The sequence below is a fragment of the Pseudomonas sp. NPDC087639 genome (assembly GCF_044743385.1).
Taxonomy (GTDB): Bacteria; Pseudomonadota; Gammaproteobacteria; order Pseudomonadales; family Pseudomonadaceae; genus Aquipseudomonas.
On the sequence record NZ_JBIUWI010000003.1, the window covers coordinates 92103 to 104868 of the forward strand.

The following is a 12766-nucleotide window of genomic DNA, read 5'->3' on the forward strand; positions in this document are numbered from 1 at the left end:
AGCGAAGGTGCTCCTTCAGCCTACTTTCGGCTCCTCAACGCCCGTCGTGATCAAGGAGCCGCACCCATGAACCTTCCCTTCAAACGTGTCATCAGTCTGTTTTTCGCTCCGGCGCTGGCGGGTTTTCTGGCGTTTACCGCCTACGCCGACGACCTCAAGGAAATCAGGATCGCTGTGCCCGATCTGAGTGCGGGCACCCAGCACAGTGGCGGCGGTGTGGTCGACGTGCTGCGCGATCAGCAAATCTTCGAAAAGGCCTTCGCCGAGCAGGGCATCAAGATTCAGTGGAGCTTTTTCAAGGGGGCGGGGCCGGTGATCAACGAGGCGTTCGCCAATGGTCAGGTCGATCTGGCGTACCTGGGCGATCTGGCGGCAATCATCGGCAAGTCCAATGGCCTCGATACGCGGTTGCTCAGCGCCAGCGCCCGTGGCGTGAAGCAGTATCTGGGCGTGGTGCCGGGTTCGGGGATCAAGACCCTGCAGGATCTCAAGGGCAAGCGCGTGGCGATCTTTCGTGGTACCGCGACGCAGTTGTCATTCGATGCGGCGTTGGCCAGCCAAGGCCTGAGCGAAAAAGACCTGAAGGTTATCAACCTTGATTTCAGTGCGGCGGTTGCGGCGCTGGCGGCGAAGCAGATTGATGCGTCGTGGGGCAGTTCAGGCTTGGCCGCTCTGCAAGCCAAAGGCTTGGCCGAACTGCCGCTGAACACCAAGGATCTCGGTGGCGCGGGGAGTGTGCAGTCGGTGCTGGTCGGGACAGGCAAATTCGTCGATGCCCACCCGGAGGCCGTGGCGAAACTGCTCAAGGCTCAGCAGCAAGCGGTGGAGTGGCTGACTCAGGACAGCAACAAGGACGCTTACGTGCAGTTGGTCTCGGGGCTGGCGAGTTATCCGCCGGTGATCCTGACCCAGGATCTACAGGATCAGAAATTGAGCGAGATATTTCCGTCGACGCTGGATCCTGTGTTCCTTGGCAGCTTGCAGGACAAGGTGGATCTGGCAGCGCAGCAACGGCTGATTCGCAAGCCGTTCAAGGTGACCGATTGGGTGGCGCCTGAGTTGGCGGCTGCCAAGCTCTAAAAGCAAAAGATCGCAGCCTTCGGCAGCTCCTACAGAGGTCGGTGTAGGAGCTGCCGAAGGCTGCGATCTTTTGATCTATAACTTCAAACAGCGACGCGGTGTTCCTGCTTATCCACCGCCACCAACGTCTCAATCATCGCCCGCGCCGCCGGCGATAGCCGAAACCCGGTACGACTGACAATCCCGCACCGCGCATTCATGCTCTCCAGGTTCTGCGGCAGATTGCGCCAGTGCAGCAGCACCAGCGAACCCTGGGCAATGTCCTCGCAAAACGCCTCTTCCGTGCCGATGCCGATCGCATTCGATTGCAGCACCACTTTCACCAGCGCCGGGAAATGCTCGGTCTCGATGGTCGGTGAAAAATCGATCCGGCCGCTGAGGTTCGCCAGCAGTTTGCGAATGCCCGGCGGGATCAGCGTGGCCGCCAGCGGATAGTCGAACATGTCGTTGGTCGACAGGCTTTCCTTGGCCAATAACGGGTGCCCCGGCCGGCAGAAAAATACCCCGCGCTTGGGCGTCAGTGGCTGGGTCTGGAAGTTCGGGTCGGCCTCGAAATGGCGGATGTCGGCGATGAAGAATTCGATCTCCTCGCGGCTCAGGGCGCGGCTGAGTTTTTCCCAGTTATCCACCTGAAAGCAGGTGCGTACTTTCGGGTGCGCGTTGATGAACTGCGCCACCGCGTCTGGCACCAGTTTCACCGCTGGCGCCGGCCCGCAGCCGAAGTGAACTTCGCCGGCATCGAGCTTGGTCATCTGCGTCACTTCGGCGCTCAGCAACGCCGCGCCCTGCACCAGCGTCAGGGCGTGTTGCAGCACCACCTGGCCCTCGGGCGTGGGGCGCAAATCCTTGTTGCCGCGATCCACCAGCACGCAGCCGAACTCTTGCTCCAGCCCTTGAATGCTGCGACTGAACGCCGGTTGGGTGATGCCCATCGCGTCCGCCGCGCGGACAAAACTGCGATGTTCATTGAGGGCGATGAAGTAGCGCAACTGGCGAAGATCCATATGCTTTTCCGGCATCCTAAAAATAGCTCGAAGGCATTTGCGACGAGGGTTGCTAGAGGTTTTAAATGCAAGCTCTTATTCCGTCAACGAAGCATGTGAATATCTATTAGATGCAAAAGGAATATAGATAGAGCGATGTTTCGCTGCCGTCCAACCGCAAGCAGTCGATGAGGGTCTACCCATGAGCAATGCCGCACTCGCTGTAAAACCCGCTGTCCACGCGCTGGAAATTCATCCGGTGGCCGGTCGTATCGGCGCCGAGATTCGTGGCGTGCACTTGTCTGGTGAGCTGGACGCCGCCACCGTCGAAGCCATTCAACAGGCACTGATTGACTACAAGGTGGTGTTCTTCCGCGAGCAGACCCAACTCGACGATCAGCGTCAGGAAGCCTTCGCCCATTTGCTCGGTGAGCCGGTGGCGCATCCGACCGTGCCGTCGCGTGAGGGCACTCGTTATCTGCTGGAACTGGACGGTGCCGAGGGTCAGCGCGCCAACTCGTGGCACACCGACGTGACTTTCGTCGATGCCTACCCGAAAGCCTCGATCCTGCGCTCGGTAGTCGCTCCGGCGTTCGGCGGCGACACCCTGTGGGCCAACACCGCCACCGCCTACAACGAACTGCCGTCCGAACTGCGTGAACTGGCCGACAAACTGGTCGCCGTGCACAGCAACGAATACGACTACGCCAGCGCCAAGCCGGACGTCTCGGCGGAGAAGCTTGAGCGCTATCGCAAAATCTTCACGTCGACCGTTTACGAGACTGAGCACCCGGTGGTGCGCGTCCACCCGATCAGCGGCGAGAAGAGCTTGTTGCTGGGGCATTTCGTCAAACGCATCAAGGGTTATTCGCAAGCGGATTCGGCGCATCTGTTCGGGCTGTTGCAGAGCCATGTGATTCGTCAGGAAAACACCGTGCGCTGGCGCTGGAAGGCTGGTGATGTGGCGATCTGGGATAACCGCTCGACCCAGCATTACGCGATTGATGATTACGGCACCCAGGATCGGGTGGTGCGTCGGGTGACGTTGAAGGGCGAGGTTCCGGTTGGCGCGAACGGGCAGCGTAGTCAGACCATCAAGGGGCGTGATTGAAGATCACAAGCTTCCCTCACCCCAGCCCTCTCCCGGAGGGAGAGGGAGCCGACCGAGGTGTCTTGCGAGTTATATCGACCTGAGCAAACCAGTCGATTATGGATTCGATGCAGACATCTCGGGTCGGCGTATTTCTTCAATATCCCACGGTCAGTCCCCTCTCCCTCCGGGAGAGGGCTAGGGTGAGGGGCTCTTCAACTACCAAACGCCAATCTGAACAACCTTTTCGGTCTCCGGCTCGCCATAACGAAACCGCTGCCCACGCCAATCAATCTCCTGATGACTGATCGTCGTACGCCGCTTCAACCCCCGCACCCACTCAAACAGATACCCCACATGCTCCTCGCGCACCGCCGCGTAAGCCGGGTCTTCACCCAAATCACGCAATTCCTGCGGATCATTCAGCAGATCAAACAGCTGTGGCCTGAAGCCGTCGTACGCCAGGTACTTCCAACGCTCGCTACGCACCATGGTCATGCGGCAACGGTCAATCGGTTGACCCAGTCGCTCCCGCGCCGGCGCTTGAAACGCGTAGTCATATTCGCTGATTGCATAGCGGCGCCAATACGGATTCTCGCCGTGTAAAAGCGGTATCAGCGAGCGGCCCTCCAGTCGATGTTCCGCCTGCGGCAGTCCCAACCCCTGAAGAAACGTCGGCAACGCGTCGATGGTTTCCGCCAGTCGATCATCGACTGTTCCGCGAGTGACATCCGCTGCCGCCCGAGGATCACGCACGATCAGTGGCACGCCCACCGCTTGCTCAAGCAAAAACTCCTTCTCGCCCAGCCAGTGATCGCCCAGAAAGTCGCCGTGATCACTGGTGAACACGATCAGCGTGTCATCCCAGCGGCCATTACTTTGCAGAAAATCGAACAGCCGTCCGAGCTGATCATCCACTTGCTTGATCAGGCCCATGTAGGTCGGGATTACATTCAATCGTACTGAATCGCGGGAGAAGTTGAGGCTTTCCTCATGCTGGCGAAAGGCAGCGTATACCGGGTGTTTACTGGCTTCGGAGGGCGTCGCGCGGACCGGCTCGAGAATCGATTTCGTACTGTACAAGGCGTGGTACGGTGCTGGTACGATATAGGGCCAGTGTGGTTTGATGTACGAGAGGTGCAAACACCATGGTTTCTCACCTTGCTCGGTGATGAAGTCGATGGCTCGATTGGTAGTGTAGACAGTCTCTGAGTGTTGCTCGGGAATTCGTGCTGGCAAATGTGCATTACGCATTTTCCAGCCGCTGAGGATTTCGCCGTTCTCGCCTTCGGCAGCGTTGGCCCAGTCGTGCCAGGGATTTCGCCCGTCGAAGCCCTGCTCGCGCAGGTAATGGGTGTAGGGCGCGGATTCGCGTTTGTCGTCGAACAGCGGGTCATCGGGGAAGATCCCGTCGTGGCGAAAGTACGGTTCGAAGCCGACCTCGTTGAGCACTTCGGCCTGTGCGCTTGCGGGGTTGATCGCCAGTCGCTGCAGGGCGTCGACATTAGCTGTGGCGTGGGTCTTGCCGACCAGCGCAGTACGAATGCCGTGGGGGCGCAGGTAATCGCCGATGGTCAGCTCTTCCAGCGGCAGCGGCACGGCGTTCCACGCCACTTGATGGCTGCTGACATAGCGGCCGGTGTAGGCCGACATCCGCGACGGGCCGCAGATCGTGCCTTGGGTGTAAGCGCGGCTGAAACGCACCCCGGCTTCGGCCAGGCGATCGATGTTCGGCGTGTGCAAATGCGGGTGGCCGTAGCAGGACAGGTAATCGCGGCGTAGTTGGTCGCACATGATGTACAGCACGTTGCGCACGGGTTTTTCAGGCAGGGACATGGGGTTCACCGGTCAGAGAGACAGGCGAGGGTTTTCGCTTTCGGTGGGGGTGTTCGGCAAGTGCATTTGGGGAATGGGTTTTATGCAGTGGATGCATCGGCGGCCGATCAGACAGCGAGCCCATCTCGTGAACACACCTCTTCATCCACCGCATCAATCGCCTTGATCTGCTCAATCATCGCCTCAGCCAGCGGCGACAGCCGATACCCCGCCCGACTGACAATCCCATAGCGGGTGTACAACTCTTCCAGATCATCGGCCAGACCTTCGATCTTCAAACACACCAGATCTCCCTTGGCCTGATGCAGCGCATCGGAATACGCACCGACAATCCCGATTGCGTCCGAACGCAGCACCACACTCAACAGGCTGGAACTGTTTTCACACTCCACATTCGGCGTGAAATCCGGCCGGCCGCTGAGGTCGACGATGACCTTGCGCAGGTTCGGCGGACGGATGCTCACCGCCAGCGGGTAGCTCATCAATTGCTCGGCCGAGACCCGATCAAAACCGCTCAGCGGATGTCCGGCGCGGCAGCAGAAATGCCATTTGCGCGGGCGCAGCCGATGCGTCAGGTAATCCGGATCAGCCTCGAAGTGCCGCGTGTCAGCGACAAAGAATTCGAACTCCTCACTGAGCAGGCGCTTGCTCAAGCTCTGCCAGTCATCGACCTGAAACTGCACCCGCGCTTTCGGGTAACGCCCGATGAAACTGCCGATCGCCCGCGGGACCAATCCCGCCGCTGGCGCAGGGCCACAACCGAAACGTAACTCCCCCGCCTCGAGGCCATTGAATTGGCTGATCTCGTTGGCCATCTGCTGCGCGCCGCTGACCAGTCGCCGCGCATGTTCGAGCAGTACCTGGCCTTGTTTGGTCGGTGGCAGTTCCTTGCGCCCGCGATCAACCAACTGACAGCCAACGCTGTGCTCCAGCGCCTGAATGCTGCGACTGAACGCCGACTGCGACAGGTTCACCGCCTGCGCGCCGGCGACGAAGCTGCGTTGTTCAGCCAGGGCGATGAAGTGACGAAGTTGACGCAAATCGATATGCATTTTTCACATAAAAAATATCCGGGAAATGCATTGGATATGCATTAGGTCGACTCCTTATAAAGGCAATCTCTTATGCAGTAAATCTTTGTAAATACATAAATAAATAACTTTAAAGAATATGCAGAGCTGAAGATGTCTGTGTGTTTTTTGACCAGGAGCCGCGCCATGAGTCCGTTGAACCTTGCGTCACCCCTCACACCACGACGGCTCAAACGCCTGCCTCTGGCCCTGTTACTGGCGGGGAGCGCCAGTTGGACTCACAGCTACGCCGCCGATACCGAAACCCCGGCGCCGGTTCCAGCAGGCAAACCTGTGGCTAACAGCTCACAACTGGAAACGGTGACCGTCACCACTCGCCGCCGCGAAGAAAGTTCGCAGGATGTGCCAACGCCGATGAGCGTGGTCAGCGGGCAGAATCTGGAGACGCAACGGGTCTACCGGATTCAGGATTTGCAGCAACTGGTGCCCAGCGTCAACGTCGCCTACATGCATGCGCGCCAGTCCAGCGTGTCGATTCGCGGATTGGGCAACAACCCGGCCAGCGATGGCCTGGAAGGCAGCGTCGGTCTGTACATCGACAACGTCTATCTGGGCCGCCCGGGGATGGCGGTTTTCGATCTGATGGACATCGAACAGCTTGAGGTTTTGCGAGGGCCGCAAGGCACGCTGTTCGGCAAAAACACCACGGCCGGGGTGATCAACATCAGTACCCGCGCACCAACCTTCACCCCTGAGCGCAGTATTGAAACCTCGGTCGGCGAGGACGGCTACTTCCAGACCAAGGGCACGATTTCCGGGCCGCTCAACGATCAGCTCGCCGGGCGCTTTTCGGCTTATCGCACGCGCAGCGACGGCGACATCAAGAACGAATACGACGGCCATGACCTCAACGGCGGTTCACGCGACGGCTTCCGTGCGCAACTGCTGTTCAAACCCAACGAAGACTTCAACCTGCGCTGGATTGGCGACTACAACGAAGAGGACTCCAGCGCCGGCACTCGCGTGCTGTACAACACCGGGCCGACCATCAACGGGGTCAATCTCTACCAAGCGCGCGCCAATGCGGCCGGCGCGACGCTGGTCAATGGCTCGCACCGCAAGGTCAATCTGGACAACGACCAACACGTCACCGTGCATCAGGGCGGCACGTCGGTTGAGGCCAATTGGACGCTGCCGAGCGACTTCACCCTGACCTCGGTCAGTTCCTATCGTTTCTGGAATTTCACCCCGAAAAACGACGATGGTCTGAACGTTCCGGCGAGCTACAACGCCGGGGTGTCGGTGGAAGACAAACAGTATTCGCAGGAATTTCGTCTGGCCTCGCCCAAGGGCGAGTTCTTTGATCACGTCGTCGGTGCGTACTACTTCGGCAACAATCTGGACAACAAATCCTTCGCTTATTACGGCCCGCAAGCGGATATCTGGAACGGCACGCCGGCCGGTGCTTTGGCCAATGTGACCAGCGTCGGTAACGGCCACATCAAGACCGACAGTTTTGCCCTGTTCGCCCAAGGCACATGGCACCTCACCGAGCGCCTGGATTTCACCGCCGGGGTGCGCGGCACCTATGAAGAAAAAAGCGCCTGGGTCACGCGCAATGCCCCGGTCGGTGGCGCGACGGTCACCGGTGCTGCCGCAACGGCGCGACGCGGGCGGGCGGGCGCCTACGATTCCGGCGACTTGAACCAGTACAGCTCCAGCCCGTCCGGGCTGCTCAACCTTAGCTACCGCATCACCGATGACGTACTCACCTATGCGACGTTGTCCCACGGCGAGAAGTCCGGCGGGGTCAACCTTGCGGTGGGTTCGGCTCCGGTGGCCGGCGCCGACTCGTTGCTGATCGGCACCGAGCGCGCCAACAACGCCGAACTCGGTTTCAAAAGCACGCTGTGGGATCACCGGCTGCAACTCAACGCCAATGTGTTCTGGACGCAGGTCAACGCCTACCAGACCAACGCTTACGACGCCGAAAACCGTGTGCAATACCTGACCAACGCCGGTTCCGTGCGTTCGCGCGGCGTCGAGTTCGAAAGCACGGTGATCCCGCTACGTGGACTGACCCTGAACATCAACGGCTCCTATAACGACGTCAGCTACCTCTCGTACAAAGATGCTCCGTGCCCTCCGGAAGTCAGCCAGGCGCCGGCCGCGCCGGCCTCTTGCGACCTCAGCGGCCATCAAGTGGTCGGCGCCTCGAAATGGATCGGCAACGCCAACGGCGAATACAAATGGAATCTGGATAACGGCTTCGAACCCTACGTCACCGCCAGCTATGCGTTCCGCTCAAAAGCGGTGGGCACGGTCGAGGATTCCGACTACGGCCAGATCCCGAGCTACGCGGTGGTCAACTTCTCCACCGGCCTTCGCGGCGATTTCAATCAGGGTCAGTGGGACGTCTCGCTGTGGCTGAAAAACGCCTTCGACAAAACCTACTACACGACCCTGTGGACCGGCGGCAACGGCGGTTATGAAGGCCTGCTCGGCACCCCGCGCACCCTTGGCGTCACCGGTCGCTACGACTTCTGATTGATCCTTCAAGGGGCTGCGTGATGCTGCCCCGACAGGCGAAATCAATGCGCTGTGTGAATACTTTCAATGCCTGAAAAGCATGTGTTTTTCAGTCCATCCCTACAGCCCTTGTGGCGCGTGGCTTTGGCGAAATTTATCAAAACTCATATTCCATAAACGCCTATCCATAACGTTAAAGATTACTTTCGGAGATAAGCGTCTAGCCCCAATGATTCACCCAGCGATTCGCCGTGGGGGATTCAACAAACGGTGAATCAGCAGTTTTTGCAGAGAACGTAAAAAAGACCGCAGGGAGTGTATCAATGGGCAATGTCCAGACCGCCGCCAGCGCACAGGAATTGCTGTGGCGCCAGACGCCGAGTGGCGAATTGGTCGATCTTGGCCGGCTCCATCGCGTGCCGTTGGGGCAGCTGCGTTTGCAGCGTGCGCCCAAAGGCATTCTGAGCCGGCGCGAAACGATCCTGCTCGGCGTGCTGGCCCTGGTGGTGCACGGCGCGGTGATCTACTGGATCAATCAGCATCCAACCCCGGCGCTGCCGATTGTGCCGCCGGAAATTCCACCGATGACCATCGAGTTTTCGCGCCCGGCACCGCCAGCGCCTCCGGTGGTCGAGCCGCCACCTCCCGCGCCTGTGGTCGAGCCGCCGCCGGTGGAGGACGAACTGGCGGTAAAACCCCCGCCACCGAAACCGATCCCGAAACCCAAACCGAAACCCGTGGTGAAACCAGTCGAGAAACCGGCCCCCAAAGCCGTTCAACAGCCCCCCGCACCGCCACAACCGACAGCTCCAGCCGCTGCCCCGGCGCCACCTGCACCACCCGCGCCGGCGCCGGTAACGCCGGCCTCGGCCAACGCCGCATACCTGAAGAACCCGGCGCCAGAATATCCGTCGCTGGCTCAGCGACGCGGTTGGGAAGGCACGGTGTTGCTGCGCGTGCATGTGCTGGCGAGCGGTAAACCGGGTGAGATCCAGATTCAGAAAAGCAGTGGCCGGCAGCAACTCGACGACGCCGCATTAAACGCGGTCAAGCGTTGGAGTTTTGTTCCGGCCAAGCAGGGTGATGTCGCCCAGGACGGCTGGGTCAGCGTGCCCATTGATTTCAAGATTCATTAAACCGAAACCTAATTCGCGCGAAATGTTTACACGAGGGAACACATCATGACGTTACTGGCATCTCCACTGGAATCCATCGAAAGCGCGGTGATCTGGCTGCTGGTGGTTTTTTCCGTCGCGACTTGGGGGCTGGCGCTGCTAAAGGCTGTGCAGTTCGGCCGTCTGAAAGCGCAGGATCGCAAATTTCACAAACGCTTCTGGGCGGCGTCGAGTCTGGATGCCGCCGCCGAGTTGAGCGAAACCCAACCCGGCGCCGCCGCGCGGGTGGCACAGGCCGGTTACGCGGCGATTCAGGTGGGCGAGGCGCCGCAGGCCAATGATTTGAGCCATGCGATCAACCATCAGGATCGTCTGGAGCGAGCGCTGCGTCAGCAGATCGTCCGCGAACGACGTTCGCTGGAGACCGGTCTGGCGGTGGTCGCGAGTATTGGTAGTACGTCGCCGTTCATTGGTTTGTTCGGCACGGTGTGGGGAATCATGGAGGCGTTGAAGGGCATCAGCGCGGCTGGTTCGGCGAGCCTGGAAACGGTGGCCGGCCCGATCGGTGCGGCGTTGGTTGCAACGGGTGTGGGGATCGCCGTCGCAGTCCCGGCAGTGCTGGTTTACAACTACTTTTTGCGGCGTTTGAAACTGACCGCCGCCGATCTGGATGACTTTGCCCACGACTTCTACAGCCTGGCGCAGAAGAGTGCGTTCCGCGTGCTGATCCACCCGACGGCGCACAAGGTTGCCACGCAAGGGAATACAGCAAAAGTGAAGGAGGCGTCCTGATATGGCCTTCTCCACGCAAGACAGTGATGAGGTACTCAGCGAGATCAACGTGACGCCGCTGGTGGACGTAATGCTGGTACTGCTGGTGGTGTTTATCGTCACCGCGCCACTGCTGACCAACGCGATACCGATCAACCTGCCAAAGACCGAAGCGGTCGCGCCCGTGGAGCAGAAAGACCCGCTGGTGGTGAGCATCGACGGCGCCGGCAAACTGTTTATCAACAAGGACGAAATTCAGCCGGACTTGCTGGAGTTCAACCTCAAGTCGGCCAAGGCCAAAGACCCGGAAGTGCGCGTGCAGTTGCAGGCGGATGACGGAGTGAATTACGGGGAAGTGGCGCGGGCCATGGCCTCGATTGAGCGGGCGGGGATTACCAGGTTGTCGGTGATCACGGCGCGGTAGAAGAATTTTCGATTTTCCGGGGCCGTCTCCTTGGCAGGGTGCGGCCCTTTTTTTATCTCCGATTTATCTCCCACCCTTCCTCTGTAGGAGCTGCCGAAGGCTGCGATCCTTTGATCTTGCCTCTAAACATCAAGATCAAAAGATCGCAGCCTTCGGCAGCTCCTACACAAAACAGATATATGCTTTTCAGGTCTTAATAAATAGCTTCTTATTCCTTAACGAATATAAATCCCCTCCCTATACTCGACCAGGAACAGACACGCAGGAGAGCTCCCCCATGCGCAACGAATCAATTCGCTACCTGATTGTGCCGGGCTGGCAAGGATCGCCAGAAGATCATTGGCAAACCCACTGGCAGAACAGCCTGCCGAACAGTGCGCGGGTGGAACAGGCCGACTGGCTGACCCCGCGCCGTGAAGACTGGGTCGCCGCGCTGGCCGAGGCGATTGCCGCCGACAGCACGCCGGTCATCCTCATCGCGCACAGCCTGGGCTGCGTCACCGTTGCCCATTGGGCGGCGACCGCGCCGCTGCAATACCTGCGTCAGGTACGCGGTGCCTTGCTGGTCGCGCCAGCGGATGTCGAGCGTCCGACCTGCGCGCCGGCGCTGCGCAATTTCGCGCCGATCCCGAGCGATCTTTTGCCGTTCCCCAGCCAGGTCGTCAGCTCCGACAACGACGCCGCCGTCAGCGCGCCGCGCGCTCTGGAGCTGGCGCGTAACTGGGGCGCCGAGGCGGGGATTCTGGCCGGTGCCGGACACATCAATGTGAAGTCCGGGCATCAGCGTTGGGAGCAGGGTTTTGCCTATCTCTATCGCCTGCAAAACCGCATGGAACATAACGCTCGACGTCGCGCCTGATTTTCCTGTTTCTTTAAGCGCCCCCGTCTGCCGGCGGTTGTGGGCGGGAGTCTGCCATGAGTTTCGATACTTTCGGTCAGCCGTTGCTGACCTTTCCCGATGCGGAAAAAAGCCCCCTGAGCATTCGCGCCAAAGCGCTGGTGTTCGTCGATCCGCGTTCGCGCCAGTTGCGCGAAGAGCTTGAGCAACTGGCGCCACGCTCGATTTCGGTGTTGATTCGCGGCGAGACCGGCACCGGTAAGGAACTGCTCGCCCGGCACATACACCGCGCCAGTGATCGCAGTGGTCTGTTCGTTTCCGTCAATTGCGGCGCGATCAGCCCGACCTACGCCGATGCCGAGCTGTTCGGTTATGCCGCCGGCAGTTACAGCGGTTCGGCCAGCAGTCGTGCGGGCTGGTTCGGCTCGGCCAATGGCGGCACCTTATACCTTGATGAAATCGGCGACCTGCCGCTGCCGATCCAGATCAAATTGCTCGCGGCGCTGGAAAACCACGAAGTCACCCGCGTCGGTGCGCCTCAGCCGAGCCCGGTGGATGTGCGGCTGGTGGCGGCGACCAGCATTGATCTGGCGCAAGCGGTGGACGCCGGGAAATTCCACGAGCGGCTCTACCATTACCTCAGTGAAGGGCAACTGGAGTTGCCGGCGCTGCGCGCGCGAATCGGCGACATCCTGTCGCTGGCCGAGTATTTCCTCGGCATCTACAGCCAACGTCTGGACCTGCCAGTGCCGCTGATCAGTGAGGCGGCGCAGCATCTGTTGGAGCAACATAGCTGGCCGGGCAACACCCGTGAGCTGGAAAACGTCATTCACTTTGCCTTGCTGGTGAGCACCGGCGACGAGATCTTGCCGGAGCACCTGAACCTGCCCGACGCGTCTGGCCCGCAGGTTCAAATCGAACGGCTGGTGACGCAAATCAACATCGGTGGCAGCGTTGGCGAACGTAAGGCGTTGAAAGAGTTGCTGATTAGTTTGAGCGAGCGTTTGTAACCATTTCGTTCAACATGAACAAAATGGAATATGAAGCTGAATAAACGTTATTGTCCGGG

11 protein-coding genes are annotated in these 12766 nt (G+C 59.9%); 8 read left to right on the top strand and 3 right to left on the bottom strand.

Annotation, left to right across the window (positions count from 1 at the left end):
• The first annotated feature begins 66 nt into the window (after positions 1 to 66).
• The gene (locus ACIOVB_RS03205) at positions 67 to 1080 is read left to right on the top strand and encodes an ABC transporter substrate-binding protein (protein ID WP_401264748.1); all 1014 of its coding nucleotides are present in this window, start codon (positions 67 to 69) and stop codon (positions 1078 to 1080) included.
• An 83-nt stretch (positions 1081 to 1163) separates the two neighbouring features.
• Here ACIOVB_RS03205 and ACIOVB_RS03210 read toward each other — a convergent pair whose 3' ends face one another.
• Positions 1164 to 2084, bottom strand: coding sequence for a LysR family transcriptional regulator (locus ACIOVB_RS03210; RefSeq protein ID WP_401264751.1), 921 nt, complete (start codon positions 2082 to 2084; stop codon positions 1164 to 1166).
• A 181-nt stretch (positions 2085 to 2265) separates the two neighbouring features.
• On the opposite strand from ACIOVB_RS03210, the gene ACIOVB_RS03215 reads away from it, so the two are divergent.
• A complete protein-coding gene (locus ACIOVB_RS03215; protein ID WP_401264753.1) occupies positions 2266 to 3174 on the top strand; it encodes a TauD/TfdA dioxygenase family protein in 909 nt (302 codons plus the stop codon).
• A 198-nt stretch (positions 3175 to 3372) separates the two neighbouring features.
• On the opposite strand, the gene ACIOVB_RS03220 is transcribed toward ACIOVB_RS03215, so the two are convergent.
• Both ACIOVB_RS03220 and ACIOVB_RS03225 read right to left on the bottom strand, forming a co-directional pair.
• Positions 3373 to 4989: an alkaline phosphatase family protein gene (locus tag ACIOVB_RS03220; RefSeq protein WP_401264755.1), complete on the bottom strand. Its 1617-nt coding sequence runs from the start codon at positions 4987 to 4989 to the stop codon at positions 3373 to 3375.
• A 107-nt stretch (positions 4990 to 5096) separates the two neighbouring features.
• The gene (locus ACIOVB_RS03225) at positions 5097 to 6041 is read right to left on the bottom strand and encodes a LysR family transcriptional regulator (protein WP_401264757.1); all 945 of its coding nucleotides are present in this window, start codon (positions 6039 to 6041) and stop codon (positions 5097 to 5099) included.
• Positions 6042 to 6206: 165 nt separating this feature from the next.
• Here ACIOVB_RS03225 and ACIOVB_RS03230 point away from each other — a divergent pair, with 165 nt between their 5' ends.
• The 6 genes from ACIOVB_RS03230 (at position 6207) to ACIOVB_RS03255 (ending at position 12707) form a co-directional block, all read left to right on the top strand.
• Positions 6207 to 8567, top strand: coding sequence for a TonB-dependent receptor (locus tag ACIOVB_RS03230; RefSeq protein WP_401264760.1), 2361 nt, complete (start codon positions 6207 to 6209; stop codon positions 8565 to 8567).
• A gap of 305 nt (positions 8568 to 8872) precedes the next feature.
• Entirely contained in the window at positions 8873 to 9685 is an 813-nt protein-coding gene (locus ACIOVB_RS03235) for an energy transducer TonB (protein WP_401264762.1), read from the top strand.
• 45 nt (positions 9686 to 9730) lie between these two features.
• Positions 9731 to 10456 carry a MotA/TolQ/ExbB proton channel family protein gene (locus ACIOVB_RS03240; RefSeq protein ID WP_401264765.1) on the top strand — a complete coding sequence of 242 codons (726 nt, stop codon included), beginning with the start codon at positions 9731 to 9733 and terminating at the stop codon, positions 10454 to 10456.
• 1 nt (position 10457) lies between these two features.
• Entirely contained in the window at positions 10458 to 10859 is a 402-nt protein-coding gene (locus tag ACIOVB_RS03245; RefSeq protein ID WP_085702758.1) for a biopolymer transporter ExbD, read from the top strand.
• Between the two features lie 277 nt (positions 10860 to 11136).
• Positions 11137 to 11718: an alpha/beta hydrolase gene (locus ACIOVB_RS03250; RefSeq protein WP_187679362.1), complete on the top strand. Its 582-nt coding sequence runs from the start codon at positions 11137 to 11139 to the stop codon at positions 11716 to 11718.
• Between the two features lie 56 nt (positions 11719 to 11774).
• The gene (locus ACIOVB_RS03255; RefSeq protein ID WP_187679363.1) at positions 11775 to 12707 is read left to right on the top strand and encodes a sigma 54-interacting transcriptional regulator; all 933 of its coding nucleotides are present in this window, start codon (positions 11775 to 11777) and stop codon (positions 12705 to 12707) included.
• Positions 12708 to 12766 lie beyond the last annotated feature (59 nt).

What these genes read in the sequence shown, in the direction of transcription:
- ACIOVB_RS03205 (WP_401264748.1), top strand. Translation starts at nt 67, where the DNA reads ATGAACCTTCCCTTCAAACGTGTCATCAGTCTGTTTTTCGCTCCGGCG.
- ACIOVB_RS03210 (WP_401264751.1), bottom strand. Translation starts at nt 2,084, where the DNA reads ATGGATCTTCGCCAGTTGCGCTACTTCATCGCCCTCAATGAACATCGC.
- ACIOVB_RS03215 (WP_401264753.1), top strand. Translation starts at nt 2,266, where the DNA reads ATGAGCAATGCCGCACTCGCTGTAAAACCCGCTGTCCACGCGCTGGAA.
- ACIOVB_RS03220 (WP_401264755.1), bottom strand. Translation starts at nt 4,989, where the DNA reads ATGTCCCTGCCTGAAAAACCCGTGCGCAACGTGCTGTACATCATGTGC.
- ACIOVB_RS03225 (WP_401264757.1), bottom strand. Translation starts at nt 6,041, where the DNA reads ATGCATATCGATTTGCGTCAACTTCGTCACTTCATCGCCCTGGCTGAA.
- ACIOVB_RS03230 (WP_401264760.1), top strand. Translation starts at nt 6,207, where the DNA reads ATGAGTCCGTTGAACCTTGCGTCACCCCTCACACCACGACGGCTCAAA.
- ACIOVB_RS03235 (WP_401264762.1), top strand. Translation starts at nt 8,873, where the DNA reads ATGGGCAATGTCCAGACCGCCGCCAGCGCACAGGAATTGCTGTGGCGC.
- ACIOVB_RS03240 (WP_401264765.1), top strand. Translation starts at nt 9,731, where the DNA reads ATGACGTTACTGGCATCTCCACTGGAATCCATCGAAAGCGCGGTGATC.
- ACIOVB_RS03245 (WP_085702758.1), top strand. Translation starts at nt 10,458, where the DNA reads ATGGCCTTCTCCACGCAAGACAGTGATGAGGTACTCAGCGAGATCAAC.
- ACIOVB_RS03250 (WP_187679362.1), top strand. Translation starts at nt 11,137, where the DNA reads ATGCGCAACGAATCAATTCGCTACCTGATTGTGCCGGGCTGGCAAGGA.
- ACIOVB_RS03255 (WP_187679363.1), top strand. Translation starts at nt 11,775, where the DNA reads ATGAGTTTCGATACTTTCGGTCAGCCGTTGCTGACCTTTCCCGATGCG.